The sequence below is a fragment of the Streptomyces aurantiacus JA 4570 genome, from assembly GCF_000414115.1.
In the GTDB taxonomy this organism is placed as follows: Bacteria; Actinomycetota; Actinomycetes; order Streptomycetales; family Streptomycetaceae; genus Streptomyces; species Streptomyces aurantiacus_A.
Window position 1 is genome coordinate 21015 of sequence record NZ_AOPZ01000049.1, and the last position, 21692, is coordinate 42706.

A 21692-nucleotide genomic window follows, 5' to 3' on the forward strand; every position below is an offset into this window, starting at 1 on the left:
CCCAAAGGGGCGCGGGGCGTGTCGATTTGCGGCTCCGCCGCGTGGGCGCGACCAGCCCCCACCGGCCCGCAGGTCATTCACTGCGTACTCCCAGCGGAGCGCCCAGTGCCCAGGCGACATCCCTCAGCAGAGCCTCCCGCCACCCGGCCCGATCATGGCCGGAGGCCGACCGCGAGACCCGCACCGCCGCACCGGCCTGCTCGGCCAAAGCCTCGACCGGCTCACAGTGGGGCAGCATCCGGGGCTCGTGTGCCCCCACGTCGAACGCGACCCGAAGTCCGGACAGATCGGGGCGTTCGCCACGAAGTCGCGCGGCGATTGTCCCGCCGACCGGACCGTCCAGGAGGTCCGCCCGGTCCAGCGCGCCGGGCGCCCACCAGAACGACCCCGACTGGCAGGCGACGCGGGACACCAGCTCCGGGAACTCGAGCGCCGCGTACAGCGCGCTCAGCCCGCCGAGGCTCTGCCCGGCGACCACGAGCCGGTCCGGCTCGGCGGGGACGTCGGACTCCGCCACCAGCGGCAGGAGTTCGTCGCGGACCGCCTCCCACAGCTCGGGCCTGCACGTGAACTCGGCTTCCCTGTCCTTGGCCGGGAGGAAGACGAGGGTGACCGGGGGCATGTCACCGGCGGCGACGGCCGCGTCGAACGCGGTCATGGCCGGGTGCAGATAGAGCCAGTCGTCGCCGTCGAGCAGCAGGACGACGGGCCCGCCGCCGCCCGCCGGGTGGACCCGCACGGTGCGCCGCCCGCCGAGCCGTTCACTGGCCCAGCGGATCCGGGTACGCGGGACGGGCAGGACGTCGTCGGGGCCGACGAGGGGCCAGTGCGGCTGGGCCGGGGCGTCGGGCGTCGCCGCGATGGACCGGTCACCGCCCGCTCCGGCCGGGTTGAGCGGGTCGGCGTACGCCGCGTCGCCGGAGCGGAACTGATAGGTCACCCGCAGCTTCGCGGGCAGGCGCACCTCGGCGTACCAGCAGTCCGTTTCGTCGGCGCGACGCAGTTCGACTGGCTCCGACCAGCTCTCGAAGTCGATACTCGCCGGGGACCCGCGCCACAGGAACAGGGTCCTCCAGCCGCCGTCGCCCGCCGGTATGGACACGGGAGTGCCCGCGGTCTCCGCGGCCGCCCAGAAATCGTCGGTGCCGGGCTCGCCGGGCAGCCCGAACTCGGCGAAGCCGCTGTCCGTCAAGACCCGCATGAACGTCTCCTTTTGAGAGGGAAGGGGAAGGGGAAAGGCCGGGTTCATCAGAATGAGGCGTGCCCCATCCAACCTCGGGCTTCCTGGCTGGACTTTGAGAATTAGGTAAGGCTAGCCTAACCATGATGTTGTGTCGGGGTGACCTGGCGACGAGCCGCTCTTCGACCGCCGAACCGAGAAAGGAAAGCCTTGTTCACGGCTACGCCGCGCCCTGCCCCGCAGCAACAGGCGCACGCGCACGCGCTTCTCGCGCCGGCGGACTCAGTGTGCTCCGCCCGCCCGGGCGAAGTGCGCACCGCCCGCCCGGAGGACGCCGCGGCACTCGTCGGCCTGTCGCTCCCCTTCGTGCGCTCGGGGGCGCTGCGGGAACGACCGCTCGCGCTGTACGCCGACCACGCCGCCGACTTCCTCGTGGCACAGGCTCCCGACGGCACCCTGGAGGGCTGCGTGGGCCTGCGCGCACATCCCGCGGCCGCGGGGGAGGCCGGCGTCGTGTACAACTTCTGCGTGGCCGCGCACCGGCAGGGAGACGGACTGGGGGCGGAGCTCCTGCGCGCCGTCCTGGCCACGGCGCGCGCCCGCTCGCTCGACGCCCTGTTCACGGCGACGACCGGCAGTGGCGGCCTGTTCCTCCGGTACGGATTCGAGCTCACGACCGCGCGCCTCGCGCCGCCGTCCTGGGCGGCGTCCCTGGACCCTCGACGCAACGCGCGGATCCTCACGAGGACCGTGTAGCGGATCCTCACGGGGACTGTGCGGGGCACGAAGGCCCGGGCACCACGGTCGTGCCGGGGCTGCTCTCACCGAGGACGCCGCGCAACACCGCGTGCGGCACGCGCCCGTCGAGGACGTGCGCCCTGCGCACACCGCCGCGGACGGCCCGCAGGCAGCCCTCCATCTTCGGCAGCATCCCGCTCGCCAGCTCCGGCAGCAGCTCGTCCAGCGCGTCGGCCGTCAGGCGGTCGATCACGTCCGTGCTGTGCGGCCAATTCGCGTACAGCCCCTCGACGTCGGTGAGCATCACGAGGCGCTCGGCGTCCAGGGCCACCGCCAGGGCCGACGCCGCGAGGTCGGCGTTGACGTTGTAGACCTGCCCGTCCTCGCCGCGCGCCACGGGGGAGACCACCGGGATGTGCCCCTGCTCCAGGAGCGCGCGCACCATGCCCGGGTTCACGTCCACGATGTCCCCGACGAGACCGATGTCCACCGGCCGGCCGTCCACCCAGGCCGGCCGCCGCACGGCGGTCATCGTGTGGGCGTCCTCGCCGGTCATGCCGACGGCGAACGGCCCGTGGCTGTTGATGTGGCCGACCAACTCCCGTTGGACCGTGCCCGTCAGCACCATGCGGGCCACTTCCATGGTCTCCGGCGTGGTCACCCGCAGGCCCGCTTCGAAGCGGCTCTCCAGGCCGAGGCGGTCGAGCATCGCGCTGATCTGCGGCCCGCCGCCATGGACGACGACCGGGCGCAGGCCCGCGTGCCACAGCTCCACGACGTCCTGGGCGAACGTCCGCTGCAGGTCCGCGTCCACCATGGCGTTGCCGCCGAACTTCACGACGACCACGCTGTCCCGGAGCTCCTCCGGCCAGGGAAGAGTGAGGTGGGGTTCGCCGGATTCCTCGATCTCGCCGGATTCCCCGTTCTGGGCGGACATCCCGCTCGCGGGGAATCCCCGGGCAGCGGTCACGCTCACGAAGCCACTCCATTCATGGGCAGGCCCGCCCATGGAGGGCGGGCCGGGGGTGGAAAGGTGCCGGGTCAGCCGGATTTCCTTAGCTTAGCCTAGCCTAAGTTCCGATCCCGGCTGTGGTGGTCGTCCGCGTACCGCGCCCTTCTCGAGGGGCGTGCGGCGCCTTATGGGCGCGCCGTCAAGTACCCGCCCATCGTGCGGAAGTAGTCCGTCGCCGCGTACTCCGACCCGTCCTCGGTCCGCACCCGCTTGACCGCGAGGCCGCGGCAGCGGCCCGAGCGCGCGTCGGCGCCGGCCACGATGACGATCGCGTCGCCCTCGCGGATGAAGACGCGCCCGGGGGTGCCGCCGTAGTGGCCCGCCGACACCGTCGCCTCCAGGATCCGCAGCCGCTTGCCGCGGTGGTACGTGAAGGCGTTGGGGTACGGGTCGCACTGGGCGCGCACGAACCGGTCCAGGTCCTCCGCCGGCCAGGTCCAGTCGACACGGCTGTCCTCGATGGCGCGCTTGTGGAAGAAGCTGGCCTTCGAGCGGTCCTGGGGCGTCCACTGCGCCGTGCCCGAGTCGATCAGGTCGAGGGAGTCCCGCACGATCGGCGTGATGAGGTCGACCGTCTTGTGGAACAGGTCCTTCGCCGTGTCGGCGGGCCCGACGGCCACGGAGCGTTGGAGCAGTATGTCGCCCATGTCCAGATCGGCGTCCATGCGGTGGGCGGTGACGCCGACTTCGGGCTCGCCGTTGATGAGCGCCCAGATCAGCGGCGAGAAGCCGGCGTAGGCGGGCAGCAGCGAGTCGTGTACGTTCAGAGTCCCGTGCCGCGGAAGATCGAAGATCTCCGGGGGTAGCCAGGTGCGCCAGTTGTTGGCGACGATCAGGTCCGGCTCCGCGGACTTGAGCGCTTCGAGCAGCGCGTCGTCGCCGGGGCGGTTGCGCAGCAGCACCGGTACGCCGTGCTGTTCGGCGAGATCGGCCACCGAGTCGTTCCAGATCTTCTCGTACGCGTGGTCGCTCTTGGGGTGCGTGACGACGAGGACCACTTCGTGCCCGGAATCCAGCAGGGCCCGCAGCGTGCGGTGGCCCCACGTCTGGTAGCCGAACATGGCGACCCGCATGTGAATCCTCCTCAGACGTTGCAAGGTAAGGCTAACCTTATCTAACATGTGCCTGCTTAGGGAGGCGATGACGCGGGTGAACACTCTGCACAGCGGGCCGGATTCGACGTACGACGGCACGGAATCGACACATGAAGGGCCGGAAGTGACGTACGACGTCCTGGGGATCGGTTTCGGACCGTCCAACCTCGCTCTCGCGATCGCGGTCGAGGAACACAATGCGAAGGCCGCCGCGGGAGAGCGGATACGCGCGGGATTCCTGGAGAAGCAGTCGAGCTTCGGCTGGCACCGGGGCATGCTGATCGACGACGCCACGATGCAGGTGTCGTTCCTGAAGGACCTGGTCACGATGCGGGACCCGACCAGCAGCTACAGCTTCCTGTGCTATCTGCGGGAGCGGGACAGGCTGGTGGACTTCCTCAACCAGAAGACGCTCTTCCCGCTGCGCATCGAGTTCCACGACTACCTCGAGTGGGCCGCCGCGCGCGTGGCCGGGCTCGTCGAGTACTCCGCCGAGGTCCTCTCCGTGCAGCCGGTGACCGAGGACGGGGAGATCGTCTTCTTCGACGTGGTCAGCCGCGACCCGGCGAACCCGGAGGCGACCATCGTGCGCCGGACCCGCAGCCTGTGCGTGGCGACCGGCATGGAGCCGCGCATGCCGTCCAACGCGGTCCGCTCCGAACGGGTCTTCCACAACAGCGAGTTGATCCCGCGCGTCGCCGACGTCCTCGACAAGGGCACCCCGGTGCGCCGCGCGGTCGTGCTCGGCGCAGGCCAGAGCGCCGCCGAGAGCGTGGACTACCTCCACCGGAACTTCCCCGAGGCCGAGATCTGCTCGGTGTTCGCCAAGTACGGCTACACGCCCGCCGACGACAGCCCGTTCGCCAACCGGATCTTCGACCCGGAGGCCGTGGACATCTTCTACAAGTCGCCGCCGGAGGTGAAGCAGTCCCTGGTCGACTACCACCGCAGCACCAACTACTCGGTCGTCGACATGGACCTCATCGAGTCGCTCTCGCGGACCATGTACCAGGAGAAGGTCCAGGGGCGGCAGCGCATGCGCATGCTGAACGTCTCCCGCATCCGTGACATCGACGCGCACGACGACGGCCTGGACATCGGCATCGAGTTCCTGCCCACCGCCGAACGCGACACCCTCAGCGCCGACCTGCTGGTGTGCGCGACGGGCTACCACCCGCGCGGCATCGACGAACGCCTCGGCGAACTCGGCAAGCTGTGCCGCCGCGACGACGAGGACGCCCTCGTGGTCGGCCGCGATCACCGCGTCGCCACCCACGCGAACGTCGCCGCCGACATCTACCTCCAGGGCGGCACGGAGCACACCCACGGCCTGACGTCGACGCTGCTGTCGAACACGGCGGTACGGGCGGGGGAGATCTACGCTTCCCTGCTCGAGCGCCGACGCGGCCAGGAGGCGCTGAGCCGCTAGGCGCTGAGCCGCTACGCGCTTCGCTGGATGTTGCCGCACCCGGGCCGTCGTACGCCTGCGGGCCCGTTGTGGCTGGTCGCGCCCACGCGGCGGAGCCGCACATCTACACAGCCCCGCGCCCCTTCAGGGCGCCACCGAACCGTAGGCGACTTCACCCCCCTCTCCTCTCCGGGCGAGAGGGGGGTTTGCCGTGCGCGGTCGGCGGCTAGCGCAGCACCACGCAACCCCGTGCCCGCAGCGCCGCCAGGGTCTCCTCGCTGCCCCGGACGTCGTTCCAGCGCAGGTCCAGCTTCTCCAGGGACGGCAACTCCGCCAGCCAGGGCGGCAGTTCGCGCAACTGGTTGGCCCGCAGGTCGAGGCGCCGCAGGAGCGGCAGGCCGCGCAGCGCTTCCGGCACCTGCACGAACGCGTTGTCCCTCAGCTCCAGTTCGCGCAGCTCGACGAGGCGGTCCAGGGCGCCGGGGAGGGCCGTGAGGCGGTTGCCGCGCAGCCACAGTTCGCGCAGGGAGCGCAGGGCGCCGAGTGTGGTGGGGAGTTCGGTGAGGTCGTTGTGCTGGGCGCGCAGTTCGACGAGGGACACCATGCGGCCCAGGGTGTGCGGCAGGGCGGTCAGCTGGTTCTCGCCCACGTTCAGGTACGTGAGCTGCGTGAGGCCGCCCAGCTCTTCGGGCAGCGCGGTGAGGCGGTTGTCGTGCAGGTACAGGAAGTCGCTCAGCGCGGGCAGGGCGCCCAGCTCCGGCGGGACGGACGTGAGCTGGTTGTGGCCGAGGTCCAGCACCCGGAGGGCGGTGAGCGCGGCGACCCGCGCGGGCAGGTGCGTGAGCGCGTTGTCGGCGAGGAGCAGGACCTCCAGGCGGGGATGGCGCCAGACCTCTTCGGGTATCTCGTCGAGTCCGGCGCGCCAGTGGTCGAGTACGGTCCCGTGGGTCATCGCGAGCCTCTCCGCTCCTCGGCCCGGCGAGGTTCCCCGGCGGGTTCCCGGCGGCGCGGGCGGCGACGTGGGCGGCGGCCGGGCGACTCGGGCGCTAATGGTTGGCGCGGAACCTATCATTAGCCCCATGTCCGCGCCGCACTCCACCCACCTCGCCCTCGCCCTCGTCGCGACCATCCGCCACGACGGACACGGCGGCGTCGCCGACGATCTCGACACGCCGGACGCCCTCACCGCCTGGGTGCGCGCCCACGCCGCGGCACTGCCCGGAGGCATCGGCGCCCGGCGCTACCGGGCCGACGAGAGCGCACTCGAAGCAGTACGGGGGGTGCGCGCCGCCGTCCGTGCGCTGTTCGCGCGAGCGGTGCGTCCAGGAGCACCGAGCCCCGCCGACGCGCGGCGCCCGCTGCCCCTCGGCGAGGCCGTGGCCCGGCTCAACGCAGCCGCCGCCCGGGTGCCCACCGTGCCCGTGCTGAGCTGGCCGCGCGACGGCGACCCCGTCGTACGCGACGCACCGACCGTGCCGAGCGGACGCGCCGGCGCCGCCGCACGCGGGGAACTCCTGACCGCCGCCCTCGCCCGCGCCACGCTCGCCTTCCTCGCCGGCCCCGACCGGCAGCGCCTTCGCGCCTGCCACGCGCCGCGCTGCGTGCGCTACTTCCTGAAGGACCACCCCCGCCAGGAGTGGTGCAAACCCTCCTGCGGCAACCGCGCCCGCGTGGCCCGCCACCACGAGCGCGGCCGGAGCACGGCCTGAGCCCCGGCCGGGGCGCGACCCGGCCGCGGAGCCGAGCCGCGATGGGCGTGAACCGCACCCTCACCGGCCCTTTCGCGGTCCCGGCCCGCCCTTGTCCCGGTGCCGTCCCGCCCCTGTCCCGGCGCCGCCCCCGCGCCGGGATCACCGCGCCGGACACGTACCATGGCCGCATGTCCTTCCTCCGCCGCCGCAGCTCCGCCACACCCGCGGGCCCGGACTTCGACGTCCTGGCCATGGACCCGGGTGACTGGCCCGGCAACCTCGGTGCCGGCCTGCTGCCCGCGCCCGACGGCAGCTGCCAAGGCGTCTTCCTGCGCTACGACCTGTTCGGTGGCCGCGGCCCCGCGATGATCATCGGCAATCTGCCGGAGGGCTCCCCGGCCCGCGAGCTCGGCGACGGCGAGGCGCCCTTCGAGGTGGCCCAGCTCCTGCTCGCGCTGGAGAACGACGAGGAGGTCACCGTCGTCTCCAGCGAGGACGTGCCGGTGATGCAGGGCGACAACCTCCTGATCGTGCGCCGCCTGCGGCTGTCCGAAAGCCGCATCTCCTGCGTGCAGTTCGACCGCAGCGACAACGTCCTGGTGACCATCGCGGCCTGGGACCGTCCCATCACGGACGATCTGTACGCACTCCTCAAGCCGCTGCCCGCGGAGCTGTTCCAGCAGGGCTGACGTCGGCCCCGGCGGGGGCCTTTCCCTGAAGTCCAAGCGCCTGCCCACTCCGTCCAAGGAGTGGGTTTGTCATGTGTCTTGTCAGGCCAGTCATCGGACTTTTAACGTGGCCGCTCATGAGACGACAGTCCAGCAGACGGCAGACCGGGCGCTCGGGGATCACGCGGAGAACCACCATGCAGTCGGCTCTGGGCGCGGGCGCCGCGCTGGCCTTGGGCGGTCCGGCGCTCGACGGCCGAGCTGCCGGGCAGGGCCCCGACGGTCCTCAAGGGCCGATCGAGTCATCCGATGACCTGCGGCTCTGGTACCGGACCCCGGCCGCCGACTGGGAGCGGGAGGCGCTGCCCGTCGGCAGCGGCGCCCTCGGCGCCACGGTCTTCGGCACCCTCGCCTCCGAGCGGCTCCAGCTCAACGAGAAGACGCTGTGGACCGGCGGCCCCGGCGCCAAGGACGGCTACGACTCCGGCAACTGGCGCACGCCCCGGCCCGATGCCCTGGCCGCCGTCCAGCGGGACCTCGACGAGCACGGCCGGCTCACCCCGGACGCCGTCGCCGCCCAGCTCGGCCAGGCCCGGCGCGGCTACGGCGCCCACCAGACCCTCGGAGACCTGCGCATCGACGTGCCGGGCGCCCCGGACGCCCCCACCTCCGCGTATCGCCGCTCCCTGAACCTGCGCGACGCCGTCGCGGACGTCACGTACACCCATCAAGGCGCCCGCCACACCAGGGAGTTCTTCGCCTCCCACCCCGACGGCGTGATCGTCGGACGCCTCGGCGCCGACCGCCCCGGAGCCGTCACCTGCACGCTGCGGTACACCTCGCCCCGTGCCGACTTCACCGCCGCGGCCGACCGGGACCGCGTCACCGTACGAGGTGAACTCGCCGACAACGGCCTCAAGTTCGAGCTGCAGCTCCGCGTGCGGCACACCGGCGGGACGCTGGCCGCGCACGCCGACGGCACCCTTACCGTCACCGGCGCCGACCATGTGTGGTTCGTGCTCGCCGCCGCCACCGACTACGCCGACACCTACCCGCGCTACCGCGGCGACGACCCGCACCCCGCCGTGACACGGACCGTGGACGCCGCCCTCGCCCGCGGCCACCGGGCCCTGCGCGCGCGTCATGTGCGCGACCACCGGGCCCTGTTCGACCGCGTCGCCCTCGACCTCCGCCACCAGGCGCCGCCCGACCTCCCCACCGACCAGCTCCTCAAGACGTACGGCAGCGGCACACCCGCCGCCGACCGGGCTCTCGAAGTGCTGTTCTTCCAGTACGGCCGCTACCTCCTCGTCGCCTCCTCCCGCCCCGGATCGCTGCCCGCCAACCTCCAGGGCGTGTGGAACCACAGCACCTCCCCGCCGTGGTCCGCCGACTACCACGTCAACATCAATCTCCAGATGAACTACTGGCCGGCCGAGGCCGCGAACCTCGCCGAGACCACGGCCCCGTACGACCGGTTCGTCGAGGCGCTGCGCGCGCCCGGGCGGCGCACCGCCCGCGAGATGTTCGGCTCGCCCGGCTGGGTGGTGCACAACGAGACCAACCCCTACGGCTTCACCGGCGTCCACGACTGGTCGACCGCCTTCTGGTTCCCCGAGGCCGCCGCCTGGCTGACCGCGCAGCTCTACGAGCACTACCGCTTCGGCGGGTCCACGCACTACCTGCGGCACACCGCCTACCCGGTGCTGAAGGAGGCCGCCGAGTTCTGGCTCGGCCAACTGCGCACCGACCCGCGTGACGGCACCCTCGTCGTCACCCCCAGCTACTCACCGGAGCACGGCGACTTCACCGCGGGCGCCGCCATGTCCCAGCAGATCGTGCACGACCTGCTCACCAACACCCTGGAGGCCGCCCGCGTCCTCGGCGACGACCCCTCCTTCCGTACCCGCCTCGAGAAGACCCTGGGCCGTCTCGACCCCGGGCTGCGCGTCGGATCCTGGGGGCAGCTCCAGGAGTGGAAGGCCGACCTCGACGACCCCGGCGACGACCACCGGCACGTCTCCCACCTCTACGCCCTGCACCCGGGGCGGCAGATCGAACCCGGCAGCGAGTGGGCCGAAGCGGCCAAGGTGACCCTGAACGCGCGCGGCGACGGCGGCACCGGCTGGTCCAAGGCATGGAAGATCAACTTCTGGGCGCGGCTTCGCGACGGCGACCACGCGCACAAGATGCTCGGCGAACAGCTCAAGTCCTCCACGCTGCCCAACCTCTGGGACACCCACCCGCCGTTCCAGATCGACGGCAACTTCGGCGCCACGTCCGGCATCGTCGAGATGCTCCTGCAGAGCCAGCACGACAGCATCGACGTGCTGCCCGCCCTGCCCGCGGCCTGGCCGGACGGCTCGGTGCGGGGGTTGCGGGCGCGCGGTGGCGCCACCGTCGATGTCGACTGGGCGGGCGGCCGCGCGACCCGCGTCGTTGTGCACGCCTCCCGGGCCGGGGAACTTACGCTGCGCTGTGGGCTGTTGGAGGGTGGGGAGCGCACCTTCAATGCGGTGGCCGGGCGCCGCTATCTCTTCCGCTGAGCGTTTCGCTGCGGTGCTGAAGCTGCGGGCCGGTGGGGGCTGGTCGCGCAGTTCCCCGCGCCCCTTCGGGGCGCTGCCGAACCGCAGCCGGGATGCCGCGTACGACGCCGGGCCCGGGCCTGCCCCCACGCAGGTCCGGGCCCGGCGGTTTCCGGTGGCCCCTGACGGGGCTGTCACGGTCCGGATCGCACCACCTTCACGTCGGCGGCGCGCACGAACGCCACCCGGTGGCCGAACTGGATCTCGTAGTACACGTCCTTGCCGCGCACCACGCGATGCGGGGCGAGGTCGAACGTCGGCGCGTAGAAGTACTCGCCGGGGAGCTTGTCGCCGACCGCGTACTTCTGGCCCGCGAGCAGCTTGTACGGCAGCGGGGAGACGGCCTGCACCGGCACCCCGGCCGGGTACGCCTCCTTCTCCGGATAGGCGCGGCCGTACACCGGGACCTCCGCGGAACCGTCCTTCGGGGTCACGACCCAGCCGCGCGCGTCGACGGCCGTCGGCTGCTTCTTCGGGTTCTTGAACCATGCCTTCTGGCCGAGGTACCAGACGGCCGTCCAGTCGCCCTTGCGCTCGGCGACCGCGTACTGCTGGCCCGTCGAAAGCCGCGACCCCATGTCGTTCACACCGATCGTCGAGGGCTCACCGCCCGGGCGCAGGCCGATGTCCTTGATGAGCGGGGCGTCCTCGCGCGGCTCGGTGTAGACGCGCACCGCGCTCGAACCGTGCGGCGTGCACGTCTCGCCCGGCTTCGCGCAGCCCGTGAACACCGGCTTGTTCTCGGTGAACTTGGGCGCCACGGTCACCAGGCCGCCCGACGGGCCCGCGGTGCGGTGGAACGGCTTGCCGAGCAGCGTGAAGTAGTGCTGCCAGTCCCAGTAGGGGCCGGGGTCGGTGTGCATGCCGCGGATGGTCGCGGCCGTGGTGCCGGGCACGGTGTCGTGGCCGAGGATGTGCTGGCGGTCCAGCGGGATGTCGTACCGCTTGGCGAGGTACTTCACCAGGCGCGCCGACGAGCGGTACATCGCCTCCGTGTACCAGGTGTCGGGCGCCGTTAGGAAGCCCTCGTGCTCCAGGCCGACCGACTTGGCGTTGACGTACCAGTTGCCCGCGTGCCAGCCGACGTCCTTGGTGCGTACGTGCTGGGCGACATGGCCGTCGGAGGAGCGCAGCGTGTAGTGCCACGACACGTACGTCGGGTCCTGCACCATCTTGAGGACGCCCTCCCAGGTGCCCTCGGTGTCGTGCACGACGATGTACTTGATGCCCTGGCTCCTGGGGCGGTCGGCCTTGTCGTGGTTGCCGTAGTCGCCGTCGCCGAACTCCTCGTACGGCGCCGGGATCCACTCGCAGGCGAGCGTCTTCGGGCAGTCCGTCTCGGCTGCCCTGGCCTTGCGCAGGCCCATGGTGCGCAACTGCGCGGCGTCCGGGGCCAGTCCGGGCCGGGCGGTGAGCGCGACCTGCTGGCCGGCGTCGGTCGTGCGCCGCTGACCGTCGCGGATCACGGCGAACACGTCGTTGGCGTACGTGGCCGCGCTCGCCTGGTCGTCGGCTCCCGAGAACCGGGCGATCGCTCCGTACCAGTCGGCCGGGTCGTCGCTGAGCGGCTTGCCGAGCTGCTTCTGCGCGGCGGCGAGCAGGGCCGCGCCGCCGCGGACGTTGGCGGCCGGGTCCTCGCGGAGCCGGTCGGCGGGCAGCCCGCTGAGCGCTGCCGCGCGCTTCAACGTCTTGAAACGGGCGGGCAGTTGGGACTCGGTCGGCGGCTCGCCCTTCGGCAGCAGGGTGCGCCGCGAGGTGTCGCCGCGCGGGTCCTCCTTGCCGTGGCTGTGGTGCGGGGCGGTGGCGAGGGCGGTGCGGGCGTCGGTGAGGTGCATGGGGCCGTAGCCCCCGGTGACGCTCGGGGCGCCGCCGTGCGCGTCCCAGCGGGACTGCAGGTAGGAGACGCCGAGCAGCACGCTCTGCGGCACGTCGTACTCGGCGGCGGCCGCGGTGAAGGCGCTCTGCAGCCTTCCGGTCGACCCGGATGACCCGGACGACGGGGACGGTGCGGCGGGGGTGGACGACGACGGCGCGGCGCCGATCAGCGGGACCAGCAGGGCGGCCGACGCGAGGGCGCCCGCCACCCTCACGGTGCGTCTGCGCGCGGGCGGGGCGGGGGCGGTGACGGATCCTCGCAAGACAGCCTCCTGGGACTTCCGGGCCGGTGAAGCGTGGCGGGGCGTGCGGGGCCGGGCGTGCGTCAGTGGTACCGGCTCTCCGACGATCCGTCAATCATGCCCAGGAGAAGGGATTTCCCATGTCAACGCCGGTCTGGTGGGTTTTCGCCACGGGCGGTGTCATCGCCTGCGGCGCGTCAGTGGAGTGGACCAATGCGCGGGTACGACAGCACCCCGCGCGTTCGGGCGCGGGGTGCGGGTGACCGGGGGTGATGTGTCGACGACTACACGCCGGAGGCGGGGGTGCCGGAGGCGGCGGCGGGCTTCGTCGCGCGTACGACGGCCGAGTGCATTCCGTCGGCGACGGCGTGCGTGGGGGTGATCTCGACGCCGGTGAACCCGGCGGCTTCGAGGCCCCGCCGGTACTCGGAGAAGGAGAGCGCCCCGGCGATGCAGCCCACGTAGTCGCCGCGCTCGGCCCGCTGCGCGGGGGAGAGCGTGTCGTCGGCGACGACGTCGAGCACGCCGACGCGGCCGCCGGGGGCCAGCACGCGGAACGCCTCCGCGAACACCGCGGGCTTGTCGGTCGACAGATTGATGACGCAGTTGGAGATCACGACGTCGATCGTGGCCGCGGGCAGCGGGACGGCCTCGATGGTGCCCTTCAGGAACTCGACGTTCGTCGCACCCGCCTTCTTCTGGTTGGCCAGGGCGAGGGCGAGCATCTCGTCGGTCATGTCGAGCCCGTACGCCTTGCCGGTCGGCCCGACCCGCCGGGCCGACAGCAGGACGTCGATGCCACCGCCGGAGCCGAGGTCGAGCACGCGCTCGCCTTCACGCAGCTCCGCGACGGCCGTGGGGTTGCCGCAGCCCAGGGAGGCGGCGACGGCTTCGGCGGGGAGGGAGTCGCGGTCGGTTGCGGCGTAGAGGGCGGAGCCGAAGTTCTCGTCGATGTCGACTGCGGCAGGAGGGGCGGTGGCGCAGTCGTCGCCGCAGCAGGCGGCGGTGCCGCCTTCGGTCACCTGGATGGCCGCTGCGGCATAGCTGCGGCGGACGCTTTCGCGGAGGTCGGGGGACTGGTCGGTCATGGCTGCTGCGCTCCTGGAGGAAGGGCGGACTGTGCACCGGCATTGATCGCTGTATCGACGTCTGTCGATGTCTATCGATGCAAGAGTGCGCCTTGAATCGACGTCTGTCAACATAGAGGAATGTCGAATCAGGGTCGCGCCTACGGACTGTCGCGGCAGACGGGGGCGGCCCCGGGCGTGTTCGACTGCTGCACGGCTGACGAAGTGCGCGGGCGGCCATGCGATCATGGCGTGCCATGACCACAGGCGGGGGCTTTGCCGAGGACGATGCCGGAGCGGACGGATGGGACGACATACCTGGTGACACGGCGCTCACCATCAGGATTCCCGAGGCCGACCCGCTGGTCAGGGCCGGATTCCCCGCCCATGTGACCGTGCTCTACCCGTTCCTGCACGAGAGCCGCATCGACGCCCCGCTCGACCGCGAACTCCGCGCTCTCCTCGCCGGGCACGACGCCTTCACCCTGACGTTCGCCGAATTCGGCCGCTATCCGGGCGTGCTCTACCTCGACCCCTGGCCGCGCGAACCCGTCGAGGCGCTCACCAAGGACCTCACCCTGCGCTGGCCCGAAGTGGTGCCCTATCGGGGGATCTTCGGCGCCGGCCTCGAACCGCACCTGACCGTCGCCAACAGCGAGGGCCCCGAAACCCAAGCGGCCGCGTACGACGAGCTGGAGGCCGAACTCGCCCCCTCGCTGCCGCTGGTCTGCCGAGTGGAGGCGGTCGAGCTGATCGTGTGGGACGGCGCGGGATGGCGGGGCCGGGCCGCGTACCGGCTCGGCGGACCGGACCGCTGAGTCCGGCTCACTCCGGGGCCGGCGCGCGCCCGGTGCGCAGCATGCGCAGGACGGCTCGCTCGGCGGGGCCCCGGGTCGCCGGGATCCCGTACGTGCCCGCCGCCCCGAGGCGCGGCAGGACGGCGGCCACGGTGACGCCCTCCTCGTACAACTCGACGACTCTGGGGTTGATGTAGGAGGCGCGGCAGACTGCGGGAGTGTTGCCGAGGTACGCGGCGACCTCACGGACGGACCGGCTGATGGCGCGGCGCCGGGCGGTCTCGCTGTGTGCGACGCCCTGGGACACGGCGAGTGCCACGGCGGCCATGACCGTGGCGTGCCAGGTCCTGAAGTCCTTGGCGGTGATCTCCAGGCCGGCCAACTCCTTCAGATAGGCGTTGACGTCCGCGCCGCTGACCTCATGCCAGTCGGGACGCTCCCAGTAGACGAACAGCCGGTCCCCGCCACTGCGGCGGCGTGCCAGGGCGCTGACGCTGCGGCACGTCGGGGGATCGGCGACCGCTTGGACCTGCTCCTTGCCCTGTTTGGAGGGGTACGTGAACACCACCTCGCCGCGTTGGCACCGGGTGTGTTCGCGCAGCAGGGTGGTGAGGCCGTACGTGTCGTTGAGTTCGGCGTAGCGGTCGCTTCCGACACGGAAGAACCCCAGGTCGAGGAGGCGTACGGCGGTGGCGAGTACGCGCTGCCGGGTGAGTCCGCGGTCACCGAGGTGCGCCTCCACCGCGGTTCTCACCTTCGGCAGGCGGTCCGCGACGTCCAGCACGTGCTCGTGCTTGGCCTGCTCCTGCTCGGCGCGGAACTGCGGGTGGTACAGGTACTGGCGGCGTCCGGCGGCATCGGTGCCGACGGCCTGCAGGTGACCGTTCGCCTTGGCGCAGATCCAGACGTCCCGCCACGCCGGCGGGATCACCAGCGCCTTGACGCGGTCCAGCTCATCGGGGTCTCGCACGGGCCGGCCGTGCGGATCGAGGTAGCGGAAACCTCGCCCGTGCCGTTTGCGGAGGTAGCCCGGCTCGGTGGGACGGCTGTGGTAGAGGCGCAAGCGAACCTCCTGGACCTCGCAGGCGGGCCGTCGGCGGCGCGCCTCATCCGGCCGCGTTGTCGACGCGCAGCCGCACCTGCTCCTCCAGGCGCTGGAGGCTGGTGTCCAGCGCGGCGTCGACGGCCTCCTTGCCCGGGTCGTGGCTCGCGTCGAAGAAGGACAGGTGCACCGTCACCTCGCTGGTTCCGCCGTCCATACCGGCGACCTGGAGCCAGCCGGTGTAGCTGCCCTGGTCACGGGTGCCCCATTCGAGCCGCATCTGATCGCGCTGGGCGCGCAGCAGGGCGGAGGTGTCCTCGTCGGTGCGGTCCTCGTGCACGGTGACCGCGGGCAGGTCCCCGGCCCGCACGTGCAGGGCGTCCGGCAGCCAGGTGTCCAGTTGGTCGACGTTGGCGGCCTGGTCGAAGACGTGCTCGGGCTGTGCGGGCATCGTGCGTGAACGCTCGTACTCGGTCATGGCGATTCCGTCCTCGGGTGAGGGCTGTACGGCGGTACGAGTACCCGCCGTACCTGAACATGAGCCTCTTGGGGGACGCGCGGTGACGGGCCCGTCCCTGGGCGGCCTCAGCGGCCGAGCGCCTGCTTGAGTTCCTTCTTGTTCATCGACGAGCGGCCTTCGATGTTCTTCTTCTTGGCCTCCTCGTACAACTGGTCGCGGGTGGGTCCCTGCGCGCCGCTGTGCGAGCGTTCGCCGCCGCGCTCGTACGCCGACTTCTTGTCACGCGTCGACGTCTTGCTGGCGGTCTTGGATTCGCCCGACCGGGCGCGTTCCTTGTTGACCGTCCGGGCGGCGATTTCCTTCGCGCGCTTGGTGGACGCTCCACGGTCCTCCGCGCTTTCCTTGATGTGCTCGTACTGGCGCTCACGCTTCTTGCTGGATCCAGCGGGCATGGGGCAGAACCTCTCTTCGTGTCTCGTCTTTGTGCCTTCGGCGCGCACCGAGCGGCCGCGCGGCTCAGTCCCCGCGGCCGGGGTCGGCCGGCAGCTGCTCGTCGGGCACCACGTGCATCGCGGCCTCCTCGGCTCCCGCCGCGCCCCCGTCGATGCCCTTGTCCTCGGCGAGGAGTTCCTTGGTGGTGTCCGTGCGGGAGCCGTCGTCCGGCGCCACCAGCCGCCCGGCGCGGTCCGTGCCGGCCTCGGGATCGACGGGCTCCCCCGTGCCGCCGGCCACGTCGCCGACGCCGTCGCCCTCGGGTGGCCCGACGTCGGGATTCTCCTCGCGCAGCCGTTCGTCGAGCGTCCCGCCCGCCCGTTGCTCCGCCGCCGTGGTGCCGGTCCTGGTGACGCCCAGAGGTTTCTCCGGGGGCGAATAGCCCTCGTCGAGCATGTCGTCGTACGTACGCTCGCCCACCGCGTTCTGCAGGTCCAGGGGCGCGGCGTCCTCTTGTTCCTCGTTGTCGCCTGTGGGCTGATAGGCGTCGTCTGCCATGTTCTCTTCGCTCATGTCTCCCTCATGCTTCGGTGGTCCTCGCCCGGCTATCCCAGACCGCCGCCCCCGAAGCTGCTGCCGCGGCCTTTCCTGTGGTCGTCGGGATCCTGGGACGGGCTGAGGTGCGTGCTCGATTCGCCATAGCCCTCTTTGAGCTCATGGGGGGTGAGCCAACCGCCGTCGTGGGGTACTTCGTCCGGGTCCCGGTACTCCCGGACCTCTCTCACGGGGCCGCCCTCAGGCAGGTGCGGCTGTTCTTCCGGACGCGGCCGCCTGGCCTCACGTGCTTGAATGCGGCGGCCCCAGATAAAGGCACCGATAAGAACCCCGACCACGGCGAGGCCGGCAATCCACATCAGCAGGTGCGAGCCGGACGAGGCTGCCAGTTCCCATTCCATGGTCTTCATGTGAGTGTTGTACCCGCCCCCGTCCGAAATATGGCCGACCATTTAGTACCTCCTGTGTGACCCGGCAGGGCCCGGTGTTTTGTGCTATGCGCCTTGTGCTGTGTGCCGAGTACTAATGGGCTTCGGAATAGATATTCGTGATCGTGCGATGTTGTGGGCTGTCCGGTGGTGTCCGGGAAATCGCCGGGCAGCCCTCGGTGATTCCGGTATGGCCGTTTCACCCGAGTACCCCGCCGCATGCCTCACATGCCCGGGTGTGCCGATACCCGCACCGCGAGGATCCGTCGGCGGTCCGCCTCAGCCGAGATAGCGGGAGGCCACCCGCAGGTCGGAGACGAGGCCCGCGAATGCCTCGTCCCGGTCCTTCGCCCGGAGAACCGCCGAGGGGTGCACGGTGGCGAGCAACCGGCGGCCGTCGTCGTCGCTGTCGTGTTTTTCCTCGGCGGTGAGCGGCAGGTCCGCCCCGGGCGTCAGGGAGAGCAGGGCGCCCCGCGACTCGGTCACTTTGAAGGAACTGCCCAACAGGGATTTTCCGGCCGTCGCGCCGAGTGCGACGACCAGTTCTGGATCCACTCGTTTGATCTCGGCCGCGAGCCAGGGGCGGCAGGCAGTCAGTTCCCCGAGGCTCGGCGCCTTGTGAATACGGCGTTTACGGCCTTCGGTGACGGGCGCGAACTTGAAATGCTTGACGGCGTTGGTGAAGTACGCCTGCTCGTCCTCAATTCCGGCTTCGCCGAGTGCCGAGCGCAGCAGGCGCCCGGCCGGCCCCACGAACGGCTCGCCGGCCCGGTCCTCCTGATCGCCGGGCTGTTCCCCGACCAGCATGAGGCGCGCACGAGCGGGACCGGCGCCGAACACGGTCTGCGTGGCGTCCGCGTACAGCGGGCAGCCGCGGCAGTCGGCGGCGGCACGGCGCAGGGCCGGGAGCCCGCCCCGCGCGGGTACGTACGGAAGAGCCCCGTCGGATGACTGCTTGTCCGATCCCGGCATGGCGCCTCCTTCGCAACGGCTGCTCAGCACGCTCCGCGGTACCCGCTGAGCGGGGCGGCATGCCGGTGGACCACTCGGGCCGACACCCCGCCACGCCCGGTTGGGTCAGCCGAGTGAGTCCTCGGGGTGCGCCTGGGTCTGAAGCCGCCAGAACTCGCCCGGGCAGCCCGCCGGAAACGGCGGGAACCGGTGCCCCTTCACATCGGTGCTCCAGTGGTGCTCGCCGCCACAGTCGCATTCGTAGATCCCGCTCGATGGCACGATCTCACCGGGGTGCCACGCCGTCTTCTCCTCGCTCATGTCTCCAGGTCTACGACGACCTTCCGCACTCCGCGACCCGGGGGCACCGCCGCGCCTCAGTACCCGCTCCCCGCCACCACCCGGTCCACCTCCCGCGGCGACAGCGCGTGTTCCACCGCCAGGATGGCCGCGCCGATCGCCGCGGCGTTCTCGCCGGTGCGGCTCGGCTCGATGCGCAGGACATGGGTGGCCAGGGGGTGCGAGCGGCGGTAGACCGCCTCGCGGACGCCGGCGAGGAGCTGGTCGTGGACCGCGGCGAGCGCCCCGCCCACCACCACCGTGTCGGGGTTGAAGAAGTTCACCAGGCCCGCCAGGACCTCGCCCACCGCGCGGCCCGCCTCACGCACCATGCGGACGGCGTCGCGGTGGCCGGATTTCACCAGGCGTACGACATCGCTGCCCGACGTCGCCTCCAGGCCGAGGGCCGACAGGCGGCGGGCGAGCGCCGCGCCGCCCGCGATCGCCTCCAGGCAGCCGGAGTTGCCGCAGCGGCAGGGCTCCTCCAGGTCACCGACGCGGATGTGGCCGATGTCGCCCGCGCTGCCCTGCGCGCCCCGGTGCAGGCGGCCGTCCGCGACGATGCCGCAGCCGATGCCCGTGCCGACCTTGATGTACAGGAGATAGCGGGTGTCCGGAAACGCGCGGCGCTGCTCGGCGAGCGCCATCACGTTCACGTCGTTGTCGACCAGCGCGCGCACCCCGAAGCGGTCGGCGAAGAACTCCGGGATCGGGTACTGGTGCCACCCCGGCATGATGGGCGGGTCCACGGGTCGGCCGGTGGAGAACTCGACGGGGCCGGGCACGCCGACGCCGATCGACTGCAGCGTCGCCGGGGTGCGCCCGGACTCGTCGAGCAGCGCGTGCAGGGTGCGCTCCACGTGCCGGAGCACCGACTGCGGGCCGTCCGCGATCGACAGCGGATCCTCCCGCAGGGCCAGGGTCTCGCCGCCGATGTCCATCAGGGCGACCCGGCAGTGCGAAGCGCCCAAGTCCACGCCCGCGACGGCGTGTTCGCGGGTCCGCAGCCGCAGCTTGCGCGGCGGCCGCCCGCCCGTGGAGCTGCCGTCGGCCTCCTCCGTCACGAAGCCGTGCGCGATGAGCGCGTCCACCCGCTGCGAGACCGTCGAGCGCGCGAGCCCCGTGAGGCGCGCGAGATCCGCCCGGGTCGCCGCGGATCCCGCTCGCAGCAGGGCGAGTACGTCCCCGGGGGAGGAGGCCGCCGGCACGGGTGGCGCGTCCGCGCACGGAGCGGACGTGAACGCGGACGCGGACGGAACGGATGCGGGGTGATCCGGCGCTCCAGGCATGGCAGTCACCCTAGGGACGAGTTTCGCTGCTCACAAGGCCGATGCTGTTCGATCGTCGACGTAAGTCACCGTCAAATGCCGTGCAAACAAACGTGCTTGAGCCCTTGACAGGTCAAAGCCTTCTCACCACATTGCTCTGCAGGCCGCTGCCGAAGGAGCTGAGGGTGCAGGCGATGCATGCGAAGCAGGCGACGCACACGATGTTGGCGATGCACGGCGTGTCCAAGAGCTTCCTCGGCGTGCGCGTCCTGCACGGGGTCTCGCTCGACCTCGCCGCCGGCGAGGTGCACGCCCTGGTCGGGGAGAACGGCGCGGGCAAGTCGACGCTCATGAAGATCCTCGCGGGCGAACACGTCCCGGACGCGGGCACCATCACGCTCGACGGAAGGAACCACAGCTTCAGCCATCCCGCGCAGGCCCAGGCCGCCGGAATCGGCATCATCCACCAGGAGTTCGCCCTCCTGGAGCACCGCACGGTCGCCGAGAACGTCTTCCTCGGCCGAGAGCCCACCCGCTACGGCCTCGTCGACCGCCGCGCGATGGAGGAGCAGGCCGCCCAACTCCTCACCGAATTAGGTGAGTTGGACATCGGCCCGCGGTCGTACGTGCGTGACCTGTCCGTGGCCCGCCAGCAGACCGTCGAGATCGTCAAGGCGCTGGCCTCCGAAGTCCGCGTCCTGGTGATGGACGAGCCGACCGCGCCGCTCGCCGACCACGAGGCCGGACTGCTGCACGCACTCGTACGCCGCCTGGCCGCACGCGGCCTCGGCATCCTGTACATCTCGCACCGGCTGCGCGAGGTCTTCGAGCTGTCGCAGCGCGTCACCGTCCTCAAGGACGGCCGCCACGTGACCACGGTGCGTACGAAGGACACCAGCGCCGACGGGATCGTACGCGCCATGGTGGGCCGCGAGCTGAGCGCCTACTACCCGCCGCGCGCCCGCCCCGAGGAGGTCGGCGAGACGCGCCTGACCGTGCGCGGCGGCGGCAACGCCCGGCTGCGCGGCATCGACCTGACGCTGCGCGCGGGCGAGGTGACGGGCATCGCGGGCCTCCAGGGATCGGGGCGTACGTCCCTGGCGCGGGCCCTGTTCGGCGCCGCGCCGTTCACCACCGGCACGATGACCGTCGGCGGCGCGCCGCTGCGGCCCGGCACGCCCCGCCAGGCCATCCGCGCCGGGATCGCGCTCGTCACCGAGGACCGCAAGGCCGAGGGCCTCGCCCTGCGCCAGTCCGTGCGCGACAACACCCTCCTGGTCACGCGCGCCGTCCCGGACCGCGAACGGCCGCCCGCCGCCCGGGAGTTGACGGCGCTCCTGGGGAAGGTCCGGCTGCACGCGCGCGGCGAGGACCAGGAGGCCCGCTACCTCTCCGGCGGCAACCAGCAGAAGGTCGTCATCGCCAAGTGGCTCGCCGCCCGCCCCCGCGTCCTGCTCTTCGACGAACCGACCCGCGGCGTCGACGTCGGCGCCAAGGCCGCCATCCACACGCTGGTGCGCGACCTCGCCAAAGAAGGTCTCGCCGTGCTCATCGTCTCCTCCGAACTGCCCGAGCTCATCGGCATGAGCGACCGGATCCTCGTCATGGCCGAGGGGCGGATCGCCGGTGAGCTGCCCGCCGGGGCCTCGGAGGAGGACGTCATGCGCCTCGCGACCACGTCCGACGGGCCCGAGCCGCCACGCGGGACCGACCCGCCACCCCCGCCCGCCCCGGCGGCGCGCGAAGGCTCCGCCCCCATAGCGCAGGAAGGAGCGGCATGACCGGCGCCGCCGTCGCCCCCAAGCCCGACCGGGCCCCCGCGAAGACCCGCGCCCCGCTCCGCCGCTCCCGGCTCGCCGA

The 21692-nt window shown here is 71.8% G+C and carries 21 protein-coding genes; 7 read left to right on the forward strand and 14 right to left on the reverse strand.

Annotated features, from left to right (window positions below; genetic code table 11):
* Positions 1-73 precede the first annotated feature (73 nt).
* On the reverse strand, positions 74-1201 hold the full coding sequence (locus STRAU_RS06125; RefSeq protein WP_037657813.1) for an alpha/beta hydrolase-fold protein: 1128 nt from the start codon (positions 1199-1201) through the stop codon (positions 74-76).
* A gap of 288 nt (positions 1202-1489) precedes the next feature.
* Here STRAU_RS06125 and STRAU_RS06130 point away from each other — a divergent pair, with 288 nt between their 5' ends.
* Positions 1490-1936 (forward strand): GNAT family N-acetyltransferase, encoded by a 447-nt coding sequence (locus tag STRAU_RS06130; RefSeq protein WP_016639381.1) that lies wholly within the window; start codon positions 1490-1492, stop codon positions 1934-1936.
* Between the two features lie 7 nt (positions 1937-1943).
* Here the strand turns inward: STRAU_RS06130 and argB are convergent, their stop codons facing one another.
* Positions 1944-2855, reverse strand: a complete 912-nt coding sequence (argB, locus tag STRAU_RS06135; RefSeq protein WP_016639382.1) for an acetylglutamate kinase — start codon at positions 2853-2855, stop codon at positions 1944-1946.
* A 200-nt stretch (positions 2856-3055) separates the two neighbouring features.
* Complete coding sequence (locus tag STRAU_RS06140) at positions 3056-4003, reverse strand: methionyl-tRNA formyltransferase (protein WP_016639383.1); 948 nt, start codon at positions 4001-4003, stop codon at positions 3056-3058.
* Positions 4004-4070: 67 nt separating this feature from the next.
* Here STRAU_RS06140 and STRAU_RS06145 point away from each other — a divergent pair, with 67 nt between their 5' ends.
* Positions 4071-5453 (forward strand): lysine N(6)-hydroxylase/L-ornithine N(5)-oxygenase family protein, encoded by a 1383-nt coding sequence (locus tag STRAU_RS06145; protein ID WP_016639384.1) that lies wholly within the window; start codon positions 4071-4073, stop codon positions 5451-5453.
* A gap of 205 nt (positions 5454-5658) precedes the next feature.
* On the opposite strand, the gene STRAU_RS06150 is transcribed toward STRAU_RS06145, so the two are convergent.
* A complete protein-coding gene (locus tag STRAU_RS06150; protein WP_016639385.1) occupies positions 5659-6384 on the reverse strand; it encodes a leucine-rich repeat domain-containing protein in 726 nt (241 codons plus the stop codon).
* 127 nt (positions 6385-6511) lie between these two features.
* Here STRAU_RS06150 and STRAU_RS06155 point away from each other — a divergent pair, with 127 nt between their 5' ends.
* From STRAU_RS06155 to STRAU_RS06165, 3 genes are all read left to right on the forward strand, one after another.
* Positions 6512-7141, forward strand: coding sequence for an ABATE domain-containing protein (locus tag STRAU_RS06155; RefSeq protein ID WP_016639386.1), 630 nt, complete (start codon positions 6512-6514; stop codon positions 7139-7141).
* Between the two features lie 170 nt (positions 7142-7311).
* The gene (locus tag STRAU_RS06160; protein WP_016639387.1) at positions 7312-7812 is read left to right on the forward strand and encodes a hypothetical protein; all 501 of its coding nucleotides are present in this window, start codon (positions 7312-7314) and stop codon (positions 7810-7812) included.
* A gap of 176 nt (positions 7813-7988) precedes the next feature.
* Complete coding sequence (locus STRAU_RS06165) at positions 7989-10337, forward strand: glycoside hydrolase family 95 protein (protein WP_016639388.1); 2349 nt, start codon at positions 7989-7991, stop codon at positions 10335-10337.
* A gap of 173 nt (positions 10338-10510) precedes the next feature.
* On the opposite strand, the gene STRAU_RS06170 is transcribed toward STRAU_RS06165, so the two are convergent.
* Complete coding sequence (locus STRAU_RS06170; RefSeq protein ID WP_052028977.1) at positions 10511-12514, reverse strand: N-acetylmuramoyl-L-alanine amidase; 2004 nt, start codon at positions 12512-12514, stop codon at positions 10511-10513.
* Positions 12515-12777: 263 nt separating this feature from the next.
* Positions 12778-13581, reverse strand: a complete 804-nt coding sequence (gene arsM / locus STRAU_RS06175; RefSeq protein ID WP_016639390.1) for an arsenite methyltransferase — start codon at positions 13579-13581, stop codon at positions 12778-12780.
* 236 nt (positions 13582-13817) lie between these two features.
* On the opposite strand from arsM, the gene STRAU_RS06180 reads away from it, so the two are divergent.
* Entirely contained in the window at positions 13818-14378 is a 561-nt protein-coding gene (locus STRAU_RS06180) for a 2'-5' RNA ligase family protein (protein WP_016639391.1), read from the forward strand.
* Between the two features lie 7 nt (positions 14379-14385).
* Here STRAU_RS06180 and STRAU_RS06185 read toward each other — a convergent pair whose 3' ends face one another.
* The 8 genes from STRAU_RS06185 to STRAU_RS06220 form a co-directional block, all read right to left on the reverse strand.
* Positions 14386-15420 (reverse strand): DNA topoisomerase IB, encoded by a 1035-nt coding sequence (locus STRAU_RS06185; RefSeq protein WP_016639392.1) that lies wholly within the window; start codon positions 15418-15420, stop codon positions 14386-14388.
* 43 nt (positions 15421-15463) lie between these two features.
* Positions 15464-15877: an SRPBCC family protein gene (locus STRAU_RS06190; protein WP_016639393.1), complete on the reverse strand. Its 414-nt coding sequence runs from the start codon at positions 15875-15877 to the stop codon at positions 15464-15466.
* 107 nt (positions 15878-15984) lie between these two features.
* The gene (locus tag STRAU_RS06195; protein WP_016639394.1) at positions 15985-16311 is read right to left on the reverse strand and encodes a hypothetical protein; all 327 of its coding nucleotides are present in this window, start codon (positions 16309-16311) and stop codon (positions 15985-15987) included.
* 64 nt (positions 16312-16375) lie between these two features.
* On the reverse strand, positions 16376-16864 hold the full coding sequence (locus STRAU_RS06200) for a DUF5709 domain-containing protein (RefSeq protein WP_016639395.1): 489 nt from the start codon (positions 16862-16864) through the stop codon (positions 16376-16378).
* A gap of 32 nt (positions 16865-16896) precedes the next feature.
* Positions 16897-17256, reverse strand: coding sequence for a DUF6479 family protein (locus STRAU_RS06205; RefSeq protein WP_037657831.1), 360 nt, complete (start codon positions 17254-17256; stop codon positions 16897-16899).
* Positions 17257-17553: 297 nt separating this feature from the next.
* The gene (locus STRAU_RS06210) at positions 17554-18246 is read right to left on the reverse strand and encodes a UdgX family uracil-DNA binding protein (RefSeq protein ID WP_016639396.1); all 693 of its coding nucleotides are present in this window, start codon (positions 18244-18246) and stop codon (positions 17554-17556) included.
* A gap of 105 nt (positions 18247-18351) precedes the next feature.
* Positions 18352-18546, reverse strand: coding sequence for a hypothetical protein (locus STRAU_RS06215; protein ID WP_016639397.1), 195 nt, complete (start codon positions 18544-18546; stop codon positions 18352-18354).
* A 56-nt stretch (positions 18547-18602) separates the two neighbouring features.
* The gene (locus tag STRAU_RS06220; protein ID WP_037657816.1) at positions 18603-19853 is read right to left on the reverse strand and encodes an ROK family transcriptional regulator; all 1251 of its coding nucleotides are present in this window, start codon (positions 19851-19853) and stop codon (positions 18603-18605) included.
* A gap of 200 nt (positions 19854-20053) precedes the next feature.
* Here STRAU_RS06220 and STRAU_RS06225 point away from each other — a divergent pair, with 200 nt between their 5' ends.
* Positions 20054-21613: a sugar ABC transporter ATP-binding protein gene (locus STRAU_RS06225; protein ID WP_016639401.1), complete on the forward strand. Its 1560-nt coding sequence runs from the start codon at positions 20054-20056 to the stop codon at positions 21611-21613.
* Positions 21614-21692: the final 79 nt, after the last annotated feature.